Origin of the sequence: Corynebacterium suranareeae, from assembly GCF_002355155.1 — a bacterium.
Lineage (GTDB): Bacteria > Actinomycetota > Actinomycetes > Mycobacteriales > Mycobacteriaceae > Corynebacterium > Corynebacterium suranareeae.
In genome coordinates, this window is record NZ_AP017369.1 from 2,438,316 (window position 1) to 2,459,087 (window position 20,772).

At 50.4% G+C, this 20,772-nt stretch carries 17 protein-coding genes; 7 read left to right on the plus strand and 10 right to left on the minus strand.

Features of this window, described 5'->3' with window-relative positions; all coding sequences use genetic code 11:
* Positions 1–155: 155 nt before the first annotated feature.
* Positions 156–581 (minus strand): SAV_6107 family HEPN domain-containing protein, encoded by a 426-nt coding sequence (locus N24_RS11285; protein ID WP_096457039.1) that lies wholly within the window; start codon positions 579–581, stop codon positions 156–158.
* Positions 582–793: 212 nt separating this feature from the next.
* Between N24_RS11285 and N24_RS11290 the strand changes: the two genes are divergently transcribed.
* The gene (locus N24_RS11290; protein WP_096457042.1) at positions 794–1,348 is read left to right on the plus strand and encodes a GNAT family N-acetyltransferase; all 555 of its coding nucleotides are present in this window, start codon (positions 794–796) and stop codon (positions 1,346–1,348) included.
* Positions 1,349–1,354: 6 nt separating this feature from the next.
* Here N24_RS11290 and metF read toward each other — a convergent pair whose 3' ends face one another.
* On the minus strand, positions 1,355–2,335 hold the full coding sequence (metF, locus tag N24_RS11295) for a methylenetetrahydrofolate reductase [NAD(P)H] (protein ID WP_096457045.1): 981 nt from the start codon (positions 2,333–2,335) through the stop codon (positions 1,355–1,357).
* A gap of 110 nt (positions 2,336–2,445) precedes the next feature.
* Here metF and N24_RS11300 point away from each other — a divergent pair, with 110 nt between their 5' ends.
* The gene (locus tag N24_RS11300; RefSeq protein WP_167382094.1) at positions 2,446–3,546 is read left to right on the plus strand and encodes a polyprenyl synthetase family protein; all 1,101 of its coding nucleotides are present in this window, start codon (positions 2,446–2,448) and stop codon (positions 3,544–3,546) included.
* Between the two features lie 9 nt (positions 3,547–3,555).
* On the plus strand, positions 3,556–5,058 hold the full coding sequence (locus N24_RS11305) for an alpha-(1->6)-mannopyranosyltransferase A (RefSeq protein ID WP_096460115.1): 1,503 nt from the start codon (positions 3,556–3,558) through the stop codon (positions 5,056–5,058).
* A 777-nt stretch (positions 5,059–5,835) separates the two neighbouring features.
* Here the strand turns inward: N24_RS11305 and N24_RS11310 are convergent.
* Positions 5,836–6,207 (minus strand): Rv2175c family DNA-binding protein, encoded by a 372-nt coding sequence (locus N24_RS11310; protein ID WP_096457051.1) that lies wholly within the window; start codon positions 6,205–6,207, stop codon positions 5,836–5,838.
* Between the two features lie 119 nt (positions 6,208–6,326).
* Here N24_RS11310 and pknB point away from each other — a divergent pair, with 119 nt between their 5' ends.
* From pknB to N24_RS11325, 3 genes are all read left to right on the plus strand, one after another.
* Positions 6,327–8,519, plus strand: coding sequence for a Stk1 family PASTA domain-containing Ser/Thr kinase (gene pknB / locus N24_RS11315; RefSeq protein WP_096457054.1), 2,193 nt, complete (start codon positions 6,327–6,329; stop codon positions 8,517–8,519).
* Positions 8,519–9,772 carry a glycosyltransferase 87 family protein gene (locus tag N24_RS11320; protein ID WP_096457058.1) on the plus strand — a complete coding sequence of 418 codons (1,254 nt, stop codon included), beginning with the start codon at positions 8,519–8,521 and terminating at the stop codon, positions 9,770–9,772. Before pknB ends, N24_RS11320 begins: the two co-directional genes overlap by 1 nt.
* Positions 9,773–9,926: 154 nt before the next feature.
* On the plus strand, positions 9,927–11,168 hold the full coding sequence (locus N24_RS11325; protein ID WP_096460119.1) for a glycosyltransferase family 87 protein: 1,242 nt from the start codon (positions 9,927–9,929) through the stop codon (positions 11,166–11,168).
* Between the two features lie 161 nt (positions 11,169–11,329).
* Here the strand turns inward: N24_RS11325 and N24_RS11330 are convergent, their stop codons facing one another.
* Together N24_RS11330 and N24_RS11335 are read right to left on the minus strand one after the other, a co-directional pair.
* Complete coding sequence (locus N24_RS11330; protein ID WP_167382095.1) at positions 11,330–12,718, minus strand: class II 3-deoxy-7-phosphoheptulonate synthase; 1,389 nt, start codon at positions 12,716–12,718, stop codon at positions 11,330–11,332.
* 87 nt (positions 12,719–12,805) lie between these two features.
* Positions 12,806–13,312 carry a polyadenylate-specific 3'-exoribonuclease AS gene (locus N24_RS11335; RefSeq protein WP_096457064.1) on the minus strand — a complete coding sequence of 169 codons (507 nt, stop codon included), beginning with the start codon at positions 13,310–13,312 and terminating at the stop codon, positions 12,806–12,808.
* 138 nt (positions 13,313–13,450) lie between these two features.
* On the opposite strand from N24_RS11335, the gene N24_RS11340 reads away from it, so the two are divergent.
* Positions 13,451–15,883, plus strand: a complete 2,433-nt coding sequence (locus tag N24_RS11340) for a glycosyltransferase 87 family protein (protein ID WP_096457067.1) — start codon at positions 13,451–13,453, stop codon at positions 15,881–15,883.
* A gap of 86 nt (positions 15,884–15,969) precedes the next feature.
* Here the strand turns inward: N24_RS11340 and N24_RS11345 are convergent, their stop codons facing one another.
* The 5 genes from N24_RS11345 to pimB all read right to left on the minus strand — a co-directional run bounded on the left by N24_RS11345 (position 15,970) and on the right by pimB (position 20,772).
* Complete coding sequence (locus N24_RS11345; RefSeq protein WP_096457070.1) at positions 15,970–16,149, minus strand: hypothetical protein; 180 nt, start codon at positions 16,147–16,149, stop codon at positions 15,970–15,972.
* 138 nt (positions 16,150–16,287) lie between these two features.
* Positions 16,288–17,514: an acyltransferase family protein gene (locus N24_RS11350; protein ID WP_096457073.1), complete on the minus strand. Its 1,227-nt coding sequence runs from the start codon at positions 17,512–17,514 to the stop codon at positions 16,288–16,290.
* A gap of 186 nt (positions 17,515–17,700) precedes the next feature.
* Positions 17,701–18,438 carry a lysophospholipid acyltransferase family protein gene (locus N24_RS11355; RefSeq protein ID WP_096457076.1) on the minus strand — a complete coding sequence of 246 codons (738 nt, stop codon included), beginning with the start codon at positions 18,436–18,438 and terminating at the stop codon, positions 17,701–17,703.
* A gap of 137 nt (positions 18,439–18,575) precedes the next feature.
* On the minus strand, positions 18,576–19,547 hold the full coding sequence (locus tag N24_RS11360; protein ID WP_096457079.1) for an ROK family glucokinase: 972 nt from the start codon (positions 19,545–19,547) through the stop codon (positions 18,576–18,578).
* Between the two features lie 79 nt (positions 19,548–19,626).
* Entirely contained in the window at positions 19,627–20,772 is a 1,146-nt protein-coding gene (pimB, locus tag N24_RS11365; RefSeq protein WP_096457082.1) for a GDP-mannose-dependent monoacylated alpha-(1-6)-phosphatidylinositol monomannoside mannosyltransferase, read from the minus strand.

The following is a 20,772-nucleotide window of genomic DNA, read 5'->3' on the forward strand; positions in this document are numbered from 1 at the left end:
CCAGCTGAGACAAATCAGTAAAAAGTGCAGCATGAACAGTGTTTTAAGTGGATGTAATAAGTTCCGAAACACCCACCACCACTACCCCCGTTTGGAGCCCCGCCAGGATTTCAGTAGACGAAGATCACAGAAGTCTCGGGCGTCAAGATCGGCCCTTAGGCAGCATCCACGCTTGAACCGAATCCCTGTTGTGCCTCTTCCAGGAATTGAGCAACACGTGACATAAATTGATCCAGTTGAGCCGGCGTGAGTGAAATCTGCAGCCCACTGTTCGCCCTTGACCTAATCATCGAAAACTGAGATAGCTCGTCTGCCCAAGCTGCGGCTTCCTCACCAACCATATGCAATTGATCCCACGCACTTTTAGGCTTGCGCTTTCGTGCTGCTACCGCACTTCCGGCGACTACCGCACCAGCGGTTCGAAGTGCGGATTGATATGACATCTCTAAAGCAAGCAAAAGATCGCCTTCGCCACGGTAACTATGGGCTTGTTCCAAAAGAATATTGGCTTTGGAGAGGAACTGAGCCCGCTTACCTCCCTGTCGTTCAAACCTCGTTGTTGCTGAAATTACGTCACCCATTGCGTCCCTCTCCTTTCGAACCTCATTTTGATTAAGCTTTCGCTTCTCTTGTTATGGGTCACTTTAAAGGTTGGGGTGGACACGCTCCCACAATATTCGAACAAATTTTCTAATTGGAAAGTCTTAGTCTTAACCGGCACGACAAGATAGCTTTAGAGAGTTTTCTGACGGATCCCCAAACAGCTGCCTTAACTTCTGGTTTGATGGTGAGCGTGTCACCAATCATTCGAAAGCTAAGTATCCCCGAATTCACCATCAATGCACCGGTATTGGTGGATGTTTATATCCAAGCGATGAATTACGACAAAGCTATACGGGATACCCGAATTGAAGTGTGGCGCAGAAACTCTCAGAATCCTGGTTTTACGGCAGTGACGGCACTCGTGGATGATCAGGTCGTTGGCGTGGCTTATGGGTTTAACGGCAGTCCGGACCATTGGTGGCAACATCAACTTCGTCGAGGACTTCGGCAGCTAGGCGGCCCTACAGAGACAGAATTTCACATCATAAGTGATTATTTTGAGGTCGCCGAAGTTCACGTACATCCTGATTTCCAAGGGCACGGTATTGGGCGAAGGATGATGCACGAACTCTTACAGGACAAAGCAAGCTCCTACGCTATTTTGTCCACGCCTGAGATTGAGGATGAAGCCAATAAGGCGTTCAGCCTTTATCGCTCTCTTGGGTTCACAGATCTACTGAGGCATTTTAGGTTTGACGGCGACCAACGCCCGTTTGCAGTATTGGTCGCCTCTCTCCCGCTTTAGAAGAATTTAGCGTACTGCGTCTTGTCCATGCTCGGCTCCCCAAGCCGGAGCCATGCCTAAGTTGTAGAGCACTTCTTGGGTTGCTCGGGTGAAGTTGAGAGTCATAAAGTGCAGGTCTTCTGCACCTTCTGCAATCAAGCGTTCAGCCATGTTCGTGGAATATTCAATTCCCACTTTTCGAATTTCGTCCTTGTTGGCTTCTTCGTTGCCATTTGCAGCACGAACAAGAGCTTCCTCAAGATTGCTTGGCAGTTGTGCACCGGACAGTTCGACCTGTCGACGCACTGAACGCAAGCTTGTAATCGGCATGATGCCCGGAATAATTGGTTTAGCTCCGTGAATCGGGTCAGCTGCGACCAATCGATCTCGAAGTCGAAGATAGTCCTCCACATCGAAAAACATTTGTGTGATGGAATACTGCGCACCTCCACGAAGCTTCGCCAACGTGTATTTAGTGTCTTCTTCTAAAGTTTTAGCGCGGAAGTGCCCCTCAGGAAAAGACGCAATGCCAAGATCAAACTGCTCAAACTCGGGGGTGGCTTTAATTAAGTCGATCAACTCCGAGGCGTAATTCAAACCACCTTCCGTACTGACCCAATCACCTAAAGGATCTCCTGGCGGATCGCCTCTAAGAGCAAGCAGGTTGGTCAAACCAAGCTCGAGGTACTCTTGCAGAATTGCCTTCATCTCATCACGAGTGTGATTAACCAAGGTCAAATGCACCAAGGTTGTGAGTGGTTGTTGAGCTAAACGTCGAGCGATACGTGAAGTACGCTCGCGGGTTGACCCTCCAGCGCCATAAGTTACCGAAACAAATGATGCTCCAAGATCATGAAAAACTTCCGCTGCACGATAAAGTCGCTCTTCAGCAGCGTCATCACGTGGGGGCATAAACTCGACAGAAAAAGGCACTCGACCGGGGGAAGGTCGTTTCAAAACGTCGCTAATTGCCCATTGGGATGAGGCCGGGATGTTCGTTGTGGACATGCCTGGGTATCTTAGTGTGATAGCAGTGTTTTGTTGGGACTGCCTCTGGCATTTATTCACCTTCAACAAAACCCGACCCGCATCCACCTATTCGATTGAAGGACGTCTCCTTGAGCACTTTCGATGCCCATGACCTTGACCTCGACACATTCCCGGAGGTCGTGCGCGATCGACTCACGCAGTTCCTCGATGCTCAAGCTACAACAATTGCAGGTATCGGAGATCCCGTAACGGAGGCGGTCTCCCACCTTCGCAGTTTTGTACTTAACGGCGGGAAGCGGATTCGCCCTTTGTACGCATGGGCTGGGTTCCTGGCCGCGCAAGGGTTAGAAAATAGTGGGGAAAAGATTGAGGCAGTGTTAGATGCTGCTTCGAGCCTCGAGTTCATCCAGGCGTGTGCCTTGATTCACGATGATTTTATTGATTCTTCTGACACCCGGCGCGGTGCGCCCACTGTGCACCGTGCCGTTGAGGCAAACCACCGTGCACATAATCTCGAAGGAGATTCTGAGCACTTCGGCGAATCTGTTTCTATTTTGGCTGGTGATATGGCTTTGGTGTGGGCTGAGGACATGCTTCAAGATTCCGGTTTGAGCGCAGAAGCGTTGGCTCGTACGCGAGATGCCTGGCGTGGCATGCGCACTGAGGTTATCGGCGGCCAGCTGCTTGATATTTATCTAGAGGCGCATGCTAATGAAGCAGTTGAGCTTGCTGACTCAGTTAACCGCTTTAAAACAGCCGCCTACACCATCGCGCGCCCATTACACCTCGGCGCCTCCATTGCTGGAGGCTCGCAAGAGCTTATCGACGCCCTCCTCCACTATGGCCATGACATCGGTATCGCATTCCAGTTACGTGATGATCTGCTGGGAGTGTTCGGCGATCCAAAGGTCACTGGTAAACCAGCTGGTGATGATATTCGCGAAGGCAAACGTACGGTGCTTCTTGCTCTTGCGCTTCAACGTGCAGATAAGAATTCTCCTGAGGCCGCAGCGGCTATCCGTGCAGGCATTGGAAAGGTATCAACACCTGAAGATATCGCTGTTATTGCAAAGCACATTCGCGCAACAGGTGCAGAAGAAGAAGTGGAACAGCGGATTACCCAACTTACTGAATCTGGTTTGGCTCATCTCGATGATGTAGAAATCCCTGATGAAGTTCGCACTCAGTTGCGTGCTTTGGCAATCCGCTCAACCGAACGCCGAATGTAGTCCATGCGCATGACTTATTTTCAACGGTTTACTAACCCGGTAGTTCTTGGTGGGCTAGCGGGCCTGTTGCTCATGTTGGGTTCTTTCGGCGGCGGCGCAATTAGGTACCGCGGCGGAGTGCTTGATGCTTTGGGCTTAGACTTCATTGCTTTTGGCCATGCACAGGGTGTGTCCAACACCGTGTTGTTTATTGGGCAGCTGCTTCTTATCGGCGCGTGGGTGCATCTTGGCCGGCGTTTGTTTAAAAACGAAGACTCCCCAAGCAACAACTTAGGTCTTGTTAGGCGCACGCTATATGCCATGGTGGTGCCATTAATTTTTGCGGCTCCAATGATGTCACGGGATGTGTATTCCTACCTCATGCAAGGAGCAATGCTTCGTGATGGCTTTGATCCTTATACAGAAGGTGCTGCTGTAAACCCTGGCCCTATGTTGCTTGAGGTTTCACACGATTGGCGTAACACCACAACCCCTTATGGTCCGTTGCATTTATGGATCGGCGACATGATTACCTCGGTGGTTGGCGATAATGTCACCGCCGGAGTCATCGCGTATAAAGTTTTGTCGATTATCGGGCTTGCCGCAATTGCGTGGAGCGTTGTCCGAATTGCTCAGCATTTTGGAGCCAATCCAGCAATTGCATTATGGATTGGTGTTGCGAACCCGGTGATGATCATCCACATGATCGGTGGCATGCACAACGAATCCCTCATGGTCGGTTTGGTCAGTATCGGTCTACTGCTGGTTCTCAAAAAGCGCTTTGCTTCAGGCGTGGCACTCATCGCGGTTGCAGTAGCACTGAAAGCGACAGCTGCTATTGCGCTTCCATTTGTTGTCTGGATCGGAATGCATCATTTTGCTGGATTTTTGGCGACTAAAAAGGCTCAAAACTCCCCTACATTGAGTCAACAAATTCTGGGATTTTTGGTCTCAGGATCTGCAGGTGTTGCTATCACTGGCATTGTGGTCAGCATCATCACGTGGATGTCTGGTGCTTCATGGGGTTGGATCAGTGAGATTAGTGGTAACAGCAAAGTTATTAACCCACTGGCGTTCCCTTCTTTGGTGGCCAGTGTGATCACCATGGTTTCGGAAGTGTTTATCGACGATTTCAACTACAACGCAGTTGTTAATGTCATGCGCACTATTTCCATGGTCATCATGCTGGGTGGATTAGCAGTGTGCTGGTGGCTGTTCCGTCAAAATGAACGCAGGGCGATCGCAGGCACAGCAGCTGCCTACGCGGTAGCCTTCGTCTTCAACTCGGTTACATTGCCGTGGTATTACGCTAGTTTGATTTCTTTGCTTGGAACCTTCAAGCCACCAATGTGGTTGATTCGTGGTTCTGCCGGAGCTTCAGTCTTTATTGCTTTGATGTTTACCGGCAGTGGAAATCATCAGTTGTACAACATCGTCACGGTCATTGTTTCAGCACTTATCGCATGGTTGGCCACAGTCGTGATCTTTGACGATACGACAACAAGCAGTAAGCAAGTAACAAAGCAGGCTTAGAACCGAACTTCTTATCCACCATCTTTAACGAGCCGCTTAAGTGACCGAGACCCACGAGTTCTCAGTGTTTGTGCCTTACTCCAACCAACTTCCATAATGATGCTTGCTCCTTCACAATGGGCCATCTGGGTTTTCAGCAAACGCCTTTTATAGGCCGTTTAAGAGCTCCAAAATTCCAGATGGGTATTTGTATCACCTGGGAGCTGGGAAGCCCTTACACGCAATTCTGTGAGGTCACTTTTCTAGCGGGAATTTTTAAGTTTTGCACCTCACTTCGCCTAAAGACCAAGCACCCCTCGAGAAACTCGATTCTTGGTCAAATACGACGTTATCCCGGCCTGTACATTTGAACTAGCGACCAAGACCCCCTGGAAACACCTATGGATTTGGTCGTAGGCGCTGGTTTCAAGACTGAGCCCCACCTAGATCGCTAAAGCCAATCACTTCCCAAGGCGACAATCACTATTTAGTCGCCTATATCTCCGACAATCGAAGCTAATTTAAGGAAACCAAGAAGTAGCAATGTAAGTAGGCGCCAAGATCACGTTGTCGGACCCTTTTCTCGGTGGTTTGTGCCCCACATCATCTGGAGACCAAGCACCCCTGGAAACACCTATGGATTTGGTCGCGCTCCAACCAGATCACCAAACAGGCATATCAAAACTAACCACGATCCTCACTCTTTGGCACATAAGTTTGGTTAGAAAGAGCTAAACCGGACTGGGAGAACAAGAATTCTTGTCCTCCCAGTCCGGTTTTTGGACATCAAGCCCGATATTAGAAGGCCATCGCCTGTGCGCGACGCATGACTTCTCGTGCTAGTTGACCATGAAGAGCATCGATGGGTCGACCTGGAAGGCTGTCGTCTTCGGTGAAGAGGAACGCCAAGATTTCATCATCACTGAAACCGCCATCAGACAGCAACGCGATGACTCCAGGAACGAAACGGTTCGTGCTTTCTTTCTTCGTGCTAAAGAAGGCTTCTGGGATGTAGCGGACACCATCGCGGCGGACCACGATGAGTTTGTGGTCATTGACCAGGTCCATCACCTTGGTGACAACAACTCCAAGGCGTTCTGCTGCCTCTGGGAGGGTCAGCAATGGCTCATTGTCGGGCAGGGTGAAAGGGGATTCATTGTTGGAACTCACAGTTTTAATTTAGCTGGTTCGCGCTCTAATTGAGAATCTTTAGTCCATTAAACCTTCTTAACCTTGAAGAACAGGATGTCACTACCACTTTTTGTGGTGATTCCGACATACTGGAACGCATGGCAAACTTGAAGGTCGGTGACGTTTTAGAGGACAGGTATCGGATTGAAACTCCGATTGCCCGGGGTGGCATGTCTACCGTGTACAGGTGCCTTGATCTTCGTTTGGGACGTTCCATGGCGTTGAAAGTCATGGAAGAGGACTTTGTGGATGATCCCATTTTCCGTCAGCGTTTCCGGAGGGAAGCTCGGTCAATGGCGCAGCTTAATCACCCAAATTTGGTCAATGTGTATGATTTCTCCGCTACTGGTGGCCTGGTGTATTTGGTCATGGAGTTGATCACTGGGGGTACGCTTCGTGAGTTGCTCGCGGAACGTGGTCCCATGCCCCCGCATGCGGCTGTGGGGGTTATGCGTGGGATGCTCACAGGGCTTGCGGCGGCACACCGTGCGGGCATGGTGCATCGTGATATTAAGCCTGACAATGTGTTGATCAATAGTGATCATCAAGTGAAACTGTCTGATTTTGGTTTGGTTCGGGCGGCTCATGCAGGTCAGTCGCAGGATAACCAGATAGTAGGAACTGTGGCCTATTTGTCGCCGGAGCAAGTTGAGGGTGGAGAAATTGGGCCGGCTAGCGATGTTTATTCAGCTGGCATCGTGTTGTTTGAGTTGCTTACTGGCACGACACCGTTTTCGGGCACGGATGATTTAGACCATGCTTACGCCCGCCTGACGGAAGTCGTGCCGGCACCGAGTTCGCTTATCGACGGCGTCCCCTCGCTTATCGATGAGCTTGTCGCCACTGCAACGTCTATTGATCCCGAGGATCGTTTTGATGATTCTGGTGAGTTCCTCACTGCGTTGGAGGATGTGGCTAAAGAGCTAGATTTGCCGGCGTTTAGAGTTCCAGTGCCTATTAATTCTGCAGCCAACCGCGCGAATGCGCAGGTTCCGGATTCTCAACCAACGGATATGTTTACCACCCATATTCCGAAAACTACTGAAGCTGATCACACTGCGGTGATTCCGGCTGCTAATGAGACATCAATTCTGCCTGTTCAAGGTGCGCAGCCTCTCCCTGAAACTGCTTATGCTCCTGAGTTACCTCCGGAAGCAGCACTGCACATTGAAGATCAGGAACTCACCCAACCCGATGAGCCTGATATCAATCCGGTGAGTAATCGTTCCAAGTTGAAGCTAACGTTGTGGTCAATTTTCGTGGTGATCGTTATCGCTGCCGTTGCCATTGGTGGCTGGTGGTTTGGTTCTGGTCGCTATGGGGAGATTCCTCAGGTTTTGGGTATGGATGAAGTCCAGGCGGTCTCTGTTGTTGAAGAGGCCGGGTTTGTGGCTGTGTCCCAGCCTCAGTATGACAATGATGTTCCAACTGGTTCGATCATTGGAACTGATCCTTCTTTTGGTGAGCGCCTTCCTCGCGGCGAGGATGTTTCCGTCCTCGTCTCTCAAGGGCGTCCCGTGGTGCCAGATCTTAGCGAGGATAGATCTGTAAGCACCGTTCGCGAAGAGTTGGAACAGCACACTTTTGTATGGGTCGATGGACCTGGTGAATATTCGGATGATGTTCCAGAAGGACAAGTTGTTTCACTGACACCGGCTTCAGGCACGCAGCTCAATGTGGGCGAGACTGTTCAGATTCATTTGAGCAGAGGCCCTGCGCCGGTAGAAATTCCGGATGTTTCCGGCATGGGTGTCGATCAAGCAACGAGAGTTTTGGAACGCGCAGGGCTTACTGTTGAACGCACTGAAGAAGGTTTTGATGCCGATACTGCCAATGGAGATGTCTACGCAACATCGCCACAGGTATCTACTGAAGTAAAGCGAGGCACCTCAGTTGTGCTTCAGGTTTCTAATGCTATTTCGGTCCCAGATGTGGTGGGCATGACCCAGGACGAAGCGACCGCGGCGCTTGCGGAAGAAGGATTGGTCGTGGCGTCGACAAGCGTTATTCCCGGTGAGGCAGCAAGCTCTGCTGACACCGTCGTGAGCGTGGAGCCGGAATCCGGAAGCCGAGTTGATCCAGCTCATCCGCAGGTCAGCCTTGGTCTGGCGGGGGAAATTCAAGTTCCAAGCGTGGTTGGACGTAAAGTAAGCGATGCTCGTAGCATCTTGGAAGACGCTGGCTTAACGCTGGTGACGGATGCTGACGATGATGATCGTATTTATAGTCAATCCCCTCGTGCGCGCAGCGATGTCTCGGTAGGGGGAGAAGTTACAGTAAGGGCGTTCTAGTGCTTCACCGGCGTACCCCGCTCACCCAGCCTGATCAGTGGCGAAAACCCGCTCTCATCGTGGCCATTTTGGCTGTGGTGGGAGTGTTGCTGTCGCATTGGTTTGCGTGGCCTTTAACTTGGCCGCTTGGGCTACGCCTGCCCGTCGATGTGGAAGTGTACTGGCAGGGCGCGCGCGAATTTTGGACCACCGATCATCTTTATGAAATTCGGTATGACACCACCGATGACAATCTCCCGTTTACCTATCCCCCATTCGGTGCGCTGGTTTTCACTCCTCTGTGGTGGCTGCACGACGTGTTCGGGCTCCTTGTCGCAGAACGCATATTCGCACTAGTCACGCTTTTAACCACCTACGCCATCGCCGCATTCTTGCTTCGCCTTGCAGGTGTTCGTGACCGCCTCTGGGAGTTCGTTGCGTTCGCCGCGCTGTTGGTGTCCGCACCGGTGTATTTCACACTCAATATTGGCCAAATCAACGTCATCCTCATGGCTTTGACGCTTTTCGACGTCGCACTCCCCCACAACACGCGCCATTCAGGCGCGCTCAAGTATGTGCCACTCGGCGTCCTCACGGGCATTGCCGCAGCTATCAAAATCACTCCTTTGGTGTTCGGGCTTTACTTCCTCATCCTGTGGGCAGTAACCAAATCGCCACGCGGACTTTTCGGCATGATCGGTGGCTTCCTCGGTGCTTCTGGACTGGCGTTTTTGTTCCGCCCATCCATCAGCATCCAGTACTTCACCGATGTGCTCTTTACTGCCGAACGAATCGGCGACCTCCACTTCGCCCGCAACGTATCAATCCGTGCGGTTCTTGAGCGGCTCCCAGAACTTGGCTCGGCGATGAATATCATCTGGCTGGCAGCTGTTGCACTAGTCATCGTTGCTGTTGGACTTGCCTGCTACCGGGTTCTAAGTTCAGGTTTAAGCAGCGCCAACCGACTATTGGCCGTATCTTTGGTCTCTTTGATCGCTTTATTGTGCTCACCGGTTAGCTGGTACCACCACTGGGTATGGCTTGGGCCTTTATGTGTTGCCCTGTGGCTAACCAAGCATCGCTGGTTGTCTATTTGGGGTGTATTTGCGCTGACCTTTGGGTCATTCCACAATTTTGTGCCTTCAGACAACGATATTGAATTAAGTTGGCCGTGGTGGATTCAGATCCTCGCTGCCCACTACCTCATCTTTTCCGCAGCGGTCATTGCCATGATATCTGCCATAGACAGCACTTCCTCATCGGCCAATAAGTAGTATCACAACTTCGTGCTCTATGATTGAACCTTTGTCTAAACACCTCAAGTGTTTGAAATGAAGGAAAGGATTCTTGGTTTTGACCAATCGCGAGACAGTACAAACTGTTCCGTCCGATCCGTCCGGCGCTACATCTGATCCTTTAACCACCAAGATCGGCAACATTAATCTTGGCACTAAAGATCTGCTGACATTGATTTCCGTTTTAGGAATTGCCGCCGGATTAGTGGCCAACAAGATTTTGATTGAGCGCTTTAATTGGCGCATCGACGCCGCAGTCTACCGCGAAGGCGCACGGGCACTGGTCGAGGGGCGTTCTCTATATGCTCAGCCCTTTGATATGGGTGATATTTCCCTCCCCTTTATCTATCCGCCCATCGGTGCCATCTTGTTTGCACCGTGGGGATATTTCGATTTCTTAACCGTTGAGCTCGTGGGCAACCTCATGGTGGTCAGCTCCTCCCTGCTTTTGTTGTTGTGCCTATATCTAGTCACCAACGCTGTCCTTGAAGGTCGTGACAGGCTGCTCGCTTTCACCATTGCAGCTATTTCCTGGCCCATCATGCTCTTTGCAGAGCCAGTACTACTGAATGCTGATCTAGGGCAGATCAACATCTTGATCATGGCCTTGGTGGTTTTTGATCTCCTCCCCATCAAACGCAGGATTCCACGAGGTGTCCTCATTGGGCTTGCAGCATCCATCAAAATCACGCCCCTGGCAATGCTGCTGTATTTCCTCGTGAAGAAGGATTTCCGAGGCATCATCAACGCCGTTATTTCACTGTGTGCGTTCACCGCGATCGGTGCAGTGTTAGCGTGGGAAAACACCAAAGAGTTTTTCACCACCACCTTGCTGAACCTAAACGCTGATGGTGAATCTGGCGTCGACACCACCTTCCAGTCCAACAGCTCCCTGCAAGCAATGCTCTATCGGTGGTGGACCTCAAAAGCAGATGCAGAAGCCTCATCGATTCCTTCAATCTTGTGGATCGTATTATCTGTCATAGCTATCTGTGCCGTGGCGTATCTGATGAAGCAACTATTCGTGCGGGGCCTTAACGTAGAAGCGGTCATGGTTAATGCCATGCTCATGCTGCTGATCTCCCCCATTTCCTGGTCCCACCACTGGGTGTGGCTTCCACTATGGGCTGTTGTGTTTTTCCTCCGCTACCGCCAACACCCATTCCGCCCCAAGTTCTTACTGGTAAGTGGCCTCATTTTGAGCATTATGTTGCTGATGCTTCCACCAAAGTGGTGGTTTGGCCGCGACGGTGTGAATGTTTTCGAGCTCAACATCTGGGAAAAGGTGCTGATCAATGACTGGACCTGGTTATCCATTGGTCTCATGATCACACTGAGCATTGGGCTGAAGGCCTTTCCCAAAATAATTAAGTGAATTTGCACCGTGTGTACATAAGACAACAAGATATTGCCAAAAAGGCGCCCAAATTTCAGAAATCTTGTTGTCTAATGTACGCGTGGCACTAGACAAAGGTGTGGGGCAGACAACGGTTCGTCGTCTGCCCACACCTCTATCTGGAGTTGGTACCCCAAAAACTAGTTGCGCAGCATTTCAGCTACAAGGAAGGCTAGCTCCAAAGACTGCTGAGTGTTCAGGCGTGGATCGCACGCTGATTCATAGCGGCCTGGAAGATCCACATCAGTAATGTCTTCTGCACCACCGAGACACTCAGTGACATCTTCACCAGTGAACTCAATGTGGATACCACCTGGGTGAGTACCCAGCGCGCGGTGGACTTCGAAGAAGCCCTGAACCTCATCAATGACCTTGTCAAAGTGACGAGTCTTGTAGCCATTAGATGCAGTGAAGGTATTTCCGTGCATCGGGTCGGACTGCCAAATAACCTTGTGTCCTGATGCTTCAACAGCCTGGATAACACCAGGAAGGACGGATCGGACTTTGTCATGGCCCATGCGAGCAACAATGGTCAAACGACCCGGCTCGAAGTTTGGATCAAGCTTGTCGGCATAAGCGACTGCCTCTTCTGGAGTAATTCCAGGACCGATCTTGATTCCAATGGGGTTTGAAATCATCGACGCAAAGTTCACATGGAAATCATCCATGCCACGGGTACGCTCACCGATCCACAGCTGGTGTGCTGAAAGATCATAGAGTTCCTGATTACCCTCTTCATCGGTTGCAAGACGCAGCATGGAACGCTCATAATCCACCAGCAATGCTTCATGCGAGCAGTAAATATTTGCGGCACGCAGTGACTCATCGGACACGCCACACGCTTCCATGAAACGCAAACCTGCATCAATTTCCCGAGCCAGTGCCTCATAACGAGCACCTGCTGGGGAATTAGCAACGAACTCACGGTTCCATTCACTCAAGCGGTAAAGATCTGCAGTACCAGAGCTAGTAAGAGCTCGCACCAGGTTCATGGCAGCGGAAGCATTTGCGTATGCACGAATCATGCGTGCCGGATCATGTCGGCGTGCTTCAGGAGTTGCTTCCACACCGTTGACGATATCGCCGCGGTAATTTGGCAAACCATTTCCATCAAGATCTGATGAACGAGGCTTTGCATACTGTCCAGCAATGCGAGCCATCTTAACCACTGGTGTGGATGCACCGTAGGTCAACACAACTGCCATCTGAAGCAAGGTCTTGATGTTGGCACGAATATGTGGCTCTGTGTTTGACTCAAAGGTCTCAGCGCAGTCACCACCCTGCAATAAAAATGCCTTACCGTTTGCTACATCGGCGAGCTTTTGCTTTAGCTCAACAACCTCAGGTGCAACGACAATAGGCGGTACTGACTCAAGGATCTTGCGCACATTTTCTGCCTGCGCACGGTCCCAGGTCGGTTGCTGCTTAGCATCACGGGAAACGGTGTCCTCGAACTGCTGCTGCATGCCCTCTGGCAATGGTGGCAAATCAGGGAGAACTTCTTTAGGGATATCAACTGTCCAACTCACACCCCTATTCATAGCACGATATCGCCGTATTAAGGAATGGAATTACGTATAGGTTTTCTCCCAACCTATGGAATCAGCATGGTTGGCTTAGATCACGCTATTTCTTTTCCCCAAAGGTAGCGTAGCCATGCACACTTTGAACTTAGCTAAATTATGACGAGCATCAACCAACGCATCGTGATTACCTACCGGCAGCTCCGGCAAGGTGGGACATCCCGCCATTTCCCAATACTGACGAAGCTCACGGGTAAACCGTGGGATCTCCCTGGGAAGACCAGCCATATCCCCCCACATTTGTGCCAACAGCACGTGATCATAGGCTCCCACCCACGCCCATAATTCAGGTTTGGATCCCGCAGAGGTTAAAAACTCATACACTTCACGTTTAATGGTGTCCGCTGACTTCCACACCTTGGACGAAGGATTGGGCAGCTTGTCTAATACATTAGTGCGGACCCACGCATTAGCCTTTGCAGAATCAAACCCGGTGCACACCGCGTAATATTCTCGGCCATCTTCTGCCACGATTCCAATAGAGACCAATTCGATCGTGCGCCCATCTTCGATGAACTCAGTATCGTAAAAATAACGCACTACTAATTAGTCCTTCTCAGTGTTGAAAACGTGGATTCATAGTTCATCGTAGCTAAAAGGGCGAACGCAACGTCACAGCAGGGCATCTCGCGCAACGCAGTTCCTTAAAAATCACTGGATACCGATACACTACATGGCATGCACGGTGAAAAACTTGTGGAAGACTCTCGGGAAAACCCCAGCTATTTCCAATGGCGCGATGTTGCGTCAAATTCGACATTGAAGAAAGCGCTTGTAATCCTTGCAACTGCTGCACTGCTTCTTACATTGTGGCCATCCATTTTCAACGTTCGGGCCATCGAATCATTTGTTTTCTTCTTCCACATTGACACCGATGTTTATCGCGCTGGTGCCCAAGCCTTCTTGCGCGGTGAAAACCTGTACACGCAGGACTATCAGGTAGGAGGCATCCAACTTCCCTTTACCTACCCGCCAATCTCAGCAGCACTTTTTGTCCCCCTAGCGCTTTTACCTAGCAACATTGCTGGAATCGCACTGACACTTATCTCCAGTGTGTTGTTGTGGTGGAGCGTGGCAATTGTTCTAAGAAGAACGTTTAAAAGTCTCTCCGATGCTGATTCACGGTTTGTGTCTTACCTGATCTTGCCTGTGGCATTATCCACCGAGCCTGTATTTCAAACCCTTCAGTTTGGCCAAGTAAACATCATTTTGATGGCACTTGTCCTCATGGATACCTTCACAAAGAAGCCATGGCTACCACGCGGTTTTTGGATTGGCTTAGCAGCGTCGATCAAACTCACCCCCGCTGTGTTTGGTCTCTATTTCCTGGTGAAGAAAGATTGGAAGAGCGCTGGAGTCGCCATAGCATCCGGTGTGGGATTCTCCGCCCTGGCTTTTGCGCTGTTGCCATCGAGTTCCAAAATTTATTGGACCGAAACTCTTAACGATCCATCGCGCATTGGCAATTTGTCTTATATTGCTAACCAATCGATGCGAGGGGCGCTTAGCCGTTTGATGCATGAACACCAGGGGCTCGTCGAAAAGCTATGGCTGGTGGCAGTCGTGTTGTGCCTTGCAGGAATTGCTGTGGCAATGTGGCGCGTGGTGCGCGCTGGAAACCCTTATGGTGCCGTGATGCTGAACTCCCTCATTGCGCTGCTGTGCTCCCCAGTTTCGTGGTCGCATCACTGGGTTTGGCTGATCCCACTTGCTCTTGGATTAGGCGCAAGTGCGTGGAACCAGCGGCATTCTGCGCCTTCTACTGCGGCAACTGCCGGGGTACTTGCCCTGCTGACGACGATTCCGATGTTCATCACCACGTTCTGGAACATGCCTTATGATTCAGAGTCGTATCCGTTTTGGCCGATATTCCTGCAACCATCAGGCAATGCATATGTTGTTGTGTCCATCGCCATTGTGATTGTGGCTTTGATAAATCCACGTATTTTCGGAAGCATTCACGCCGACGCTCAAAGCACATCCACGCGGACACCATCCCCTGCCCTGCTAGTTGTGCTGAGCATTACTATCTTCTATCTGTTTGCCAACGTATGGTTTAAAGGAAACAATCAAAATGAATCGTTAAGGCAATATCCTGTACAAACGATTGAAGGGCGTGGATTAACTGACCTCGGGGAGTTGATTTTCAAATTTGCCACGACGTCGGATCCGTTAGTTCCTCTCTGGGTTGTTGGTGTGCTTAATGCTACGGCGCTGGCAGTAACTGTAAGAATACTCATGCAACGCTATGGTGGCCGCCAACAATCTTGGATGATTAACCTCAGCATTCTCGCTGTGTCACTGATGATGTTTTCTGTACAAGATGCCTTGCAGTTTGGCTCACTCACTGTGGTTGCTCTTGCACTAATTACTGTAGATTTACTGGGTAACAATGTGATCCTTCGGCGTGGATTCCTCACTGGCGTTGCAGCTGGATTATTCGGGTGGCCGATTTTAATCCTCGTCGGTTTCCTTATTCACCGCCGTTTCGCTGCAACCATCACGGCCGCGGGTACCGCAATTGTGTTGTGGATCGCGGGAATTCTGCTTAACCCCGATCCTTTCAATCTAAATCTGCTGCGTCAGTGGTTCAGTGGCCGCGATGGTCGAGATAATATTTCTATCTACGCATTCCTGGCACGCTGGGTGTCGGAATCTCCAAGCGTGATGATCGTATGGGCGATCATCGGCCTTGTTATTGGTGCATGGGCAATCCATCGCAGTTGGGTTCGAAACAACACCAACCTGTCTGTAGCTTTAAGCATTGCGCTTCCACTGCTGGTGTTACCTACGGTCGAACTGCATCAACTAGTTTTGCTTCTTCCCCTTATTACCGTATTGGTTACTCAGGGACGCCTTGTCTACGTTTACTTACTTGCGTTTATTTCCCTTGTCTCTTGGACCCCACAGCATCTATCGTATGCCAACGTGTTCCCGCTAAATGACCCAGAACCCCAAGGATATGTAGCGCACTATGGTTGGTACTTACTGGTTGAACCAATGGCTCTTGCTCCTGCGGCAATTATTCTCGGCGTGTTTATTGCATGCGGATTCATACAAGGAAATTCTCCTGCAAAGTCCACTGAAACTCCACTGCAACCGAGCCAATAGCGGCAAGGAATAACTTAGAGTAAGTCAGGACCCAAGCATTTAAGCTTGGGTCCTGAATTTTTTGCTGGTCTGCTTGCGCTAAATCCCTACTCTTTATCCTGCTTAGCGCTTTGTTTAGAACCAATTGGTACGAAAATAGCCAAAGCTACGGCGATGAGAATAATTGGAGCGATAACTTCACGAGACCAATCAAGTGCGGCTACAACCACATAAAAAACGATGAGTAGTGCGACAATAAGCAACCGGATGCGCATGACCTTATTCACTGAAGCGATGATCCTTTACTATTCAAAAGCCCTTGTAGATTTTTCACAACTTCAAAGCCCAGTGCTTCCCACCAGACGGCGGTTCAACCATAAACTCGGACACAACCGATTCACGCTAACTATAAAACTTGGCTTCTTTTATATACCGTACGCTTTACTGCTTGCAGAAGCACTCTCCGGTTGATCAACCTTGACGGGACGTTCCTCAACAAGTGCCGGCAGCTTAGGTGGAACAAGGCTCCATCCCAATCCTGGGACTTTGGAAAGCAGATACGTGAGATAACCGCCCAGCATTGCGCACGCGAAGGCTATAACCATCCATGTATTGGTGTGGTGCCACATGCTTTCGGAAAGGTTGTCGATGGTCATGAAATTCCAGCGCAGTCCAAATCCGAAGATCAGGGACAACCCAAGTGCATGACCAATATAGATAGGCAGCGTGTGCTTGCCGATGAGTTTGAGCAAATCACCAAGCGGTTTGATGCGCGCAATCCATACGCACATGACAATTCCGGCTGGCAACGAAATTACTCGAATGATCATGGCGGGCAAATGATCCATATCGAATCCCGTGAGGTTTCCACCTAAGGCATGGGCGTAGCTGTCTCGGAGATTCATCAGCCATAGCATTGTGGCGCCGTGATGTTGGGCGTCTCTCAACGCGTTGGAGATAACTCCCAATGCCAATCCTGCAACATAAAGAACCGCGGAAAAGACGATGGCTTTGGGCTTGGTCGCAGATTCAGCAAACCGGGTAATCAGTGGGCGGAAATATGCGCCAATCAAAAATGCTGGCAAATAAATGATGGACTTGCGTAAGATTTCAATTTCACTGAACGCCGGCATGAAGAGCCACAATGATGCCACCAAGACAGCGATTGCCCAACCTGGAAGTTTCTTGGTCGCCCATAGGAACAGGTTGAACATCACCAGGAAGTACAGGAACCAGTACATATTGGTTGCCCACACGATGGAATCGCTGTACCACTCAAATGAGGCTGGTTCCCTACCAGTGAATATTGTGCCTTCAAGTCTGTGGAGGTAAAGGTTAACCGGTGTCCACAAAAGGTAGGGCACTAGATAAAACCACAAGCGTCCACGGAAAAGCTCACCAAAGCTTTGATCTAGGACTTTGACCGCAAAGAATCCGCTGACCATGAAAAATAGCGGCATGCGCAAAGGGTCAAGCAGAGAATTCAGGTGGGAGGCCAAGGTGTCTTGTCCACCGGGAATTGCTAAAGATACGTGGAGGAGGACAACACCAAGGATGGAGATTCCCTTGGCAATATCTGGCCAATCCATGCGTGTCTTGTTTTGGGGAGCCGTCACTTGTTGAGGTGCTGGGGTATCATTTCCAGTTTTCACGGTGACGGATAACTCCTATAAGACGGTGTGCTGTGAGTATGCTTCCACCATCCGGCTTGTCTAGCGGTGTAAAAGATTAACGTTTAGTTAAATCTTGAAGTCTAACCGCTTCCACAATACCGATCTGTTGCCTATTTGCGAAAAACTCTCACGGTGTTTCCAAGGTCTTTAGCAGGAATTGCGGTCTTACTGTGAGGGTGCTGTTCCCTCTGGATATCCTTTTCCAGCTTCCAAAGAATCTTTTACATCCTTTGAATACGCATCAACATAAGGCTGACCGGTGAGGTCTGCCAGGATAAACATCACATGATCAGTCAGTTTGCGTGCTGCCTCAAGGGAGCCTGCTTCAAGGCCATGTTCTTTCACAAACGCTAAAGGATCAATGGCGTGGCCCACTTTGATTTTTACTTTTGCTGGGCGTGGCACCCAACTTCCAATAGGGTTTGCATCCCTACTACCAATCATGGCGATGGGCACAATTGGTTTTCCAGTTTCCATTGCGACAAATGCCATTCCAGTTTTGCCTTTGTAAATCCGGCCATCTGGTGAGCGCGATCCTTCAGGGTAAATACCAAAGAGATCTCCCCTATCTAAAACTGCCTTGGCCGTATTCATCAGCGAATCCCTGGCATTATCAGCGGTACGGTCCAGCGGAACCTGCCCTACTGAGGTAAAAAACCACTTCTGTAATTTGCCTTTAACACCAGGGGATGTGAAGTACTCAGACTTCGCCGGAAATGTCAGCTGCCGTGGACACAGTAGTGGAAAATAAAATGAATCCATTACTGCTTGATGGTTGGATGCCATGATCGCGGCGCCCTGATCTGGGATATTTTCTTTGCCTTCAATTTCTGGGCGGTTATACACACGCAAAAATGGGCCAATCAGCACATACTTGAAAAACCGATACCAGTTGTTGTCCATGATGTTTGGGTTTACCCCTTCTTCGCGCTTTGCTGTAGGAACTTCTAAGAATACGTTACCTAGGCCTTGTATTTTGCGATGAAGCACCCAGAAATTTCAAAAAAGGGGTAGTACTTTTGATCAAAGTTTGATCAAAGTTATGTTGTTTCTAGAACTGCACGCCTAGCCAAGTCTGCCACGCCAATCATGCCAGCATCTCCGCCTAGTTGCGCTGTGGCAACATGTGCCAACGGCCGGTATCCGGCACCAACTATTCTGGAGGAATAATGATTAACTGCCTGGTCGAGGTATAAACTCGAGTCCTTTGACAGGCCACCGCCGATCAAGATCATGCCTGGATCGAGCACATCGGCGATTATCGCTAGGGTTTCCCCCAACCATTCACTAAAGTCCTCGAGCACAGCGATGCCTAAAGGATCTTCCTTTTTAGCGGCAGCGGTAATCATCTTGCCCGTGATTGCTTGAGGATCAGTTTTGATCTGGTCAAAAAGTTCACTGTTGGTATATGAACCATGCGACGCCAACTCACGAGCCGTATAAACCAGCGCGGTGCCAGAACAATAACGCTCCAAGCAGCCTTCTTTACCGCATGAACACGCACGTCCGCCGCGCACAACACGCAAATGCCCAAACTCCGGTGCAGTGCCAAATGCACCACGGTAGATTTCACCTTTTTCGATTAAGGCTGCACCAATTCCAGTTCCAAGCGCCAACAACACCCAGTTATCTGCACCCTGAGCTGCACCAAAGCGGTGCTCACCCCATGCAGCAGAGTTGGCGTCATGTTCTAAGCGGACAGGAAGACCTAGCAATTCCTCAAGTTGTGACCGCACTGGTTCATCACGCCACGGAAGGTGCGGAGCAAACCTAATAACTTCACAGTCTGGATCTAAAAACCCTGCAACTGCAAGACCAACGGCATCAACTGGGTGCGTGGCTTTAAGTTGCTCAACCAGGTCAAAAATTCCCTGTTCCATCGCCTGCGTCGTGCGCGGCGACGGTGCCGACAAGCTGGCAACGATGCGCCCGGATTCGTCGACAAGCCCTGCGCGCATGTTGGTGCCGCCGATGTCAAAGCCCACCGCAAAACTGGCCGGTTTTTGTGGCATAAGAGTGCCCCTCGCGTTCTACACAGGATTTAGGTGAAATTAATCTTTCAAAGTATAGCGAGGAACCCCCTGCCAACCATCATCGTGTCTCACTCTGCAAGATCTTAGTCAACCGCTCCCCCATGATCTCCCACGACCATTTCGCCTCCACATGCGCGCGACCAGCAGCGCCCATCGCGGCGCGGCGGATAGGGTCGTCGAGAAGCTCAATTAGGATTTCAGAGAGCTTTTCGACGTCCGACCCCTCCACAACCACCCCAGTTTCCGGAGTCACGGTCTCAGGCGCGCCGCCAGAGGCGCCGGCGATCACCGGCACCCCACTTGCTTGGGCCTCGAGGTAAACGATGCCCAAGCCTTCCACATCAAGTCCGCCTCCACGGGTGCGAGCGGGCATCGCGAAAATATCAGCCGCAGCTAAAGTATCGATCATGTCCTGATAATCAAGACGCCCCAAGAATTGAACATTGTCAGTCACATCATCAGCGAGCCGCTTCAAAGTCGGTTCATATCGGCCACTTCCAACGATAAGCAACTGGGCATCTGGGCGAACACTTATAACCTTGGGCATCGCCTTGATCAAGGCATCTTGGCCTTTCCTCGGCACGAGCCTAGAGATGCACACAATCACCGGGGTCGTATCGGCTAAACCCAGCTTTTTTCTGTGGGCGGCGCGCAGTTCTACGGATGCCGGGGTAAAAGTGTCAATATCTACCCCGGACGGCAAATGCTCAAAGGATGGATGAGCTCCAAAAGCACTGCGGAAACGGCGCAACGTGTAATCAGAAATATAAGTTATTACATCTACTTCTGCACCAATTTTGCGCAAAGATTGCCTCGCCCCAGGAAGCATCGACCAGCCAACCTCATGACCATGCGTGGAAGCAATAATCTTACTTGCGCCAGCTTGTCTAGCCTTAGCTGTCATCAGTGCCAACGGAGCAGCAGCACCGAACCACACATTATCGATGTCTCGTTCCCGAATAATCTCTGCCATTGCATAAGCAGTAGTTGGTGTGGGGAGCATGACCGACCTAGGCCACCTCAGTACCTCATAGTCCAAGGTTGCATCATAAGCATGGGCTTCTTCAGCATTTTGAGTAGAAGCAAAAACAACCATCGAAGCTGGATCTTGCGTAGCGATAAAATCCCGGAGGTAACTTTGAATACCCCCTACGCGGGGCGGAAAATCATTGGTCACAACGAGAGTTCTTCGGGGTGCTGACAC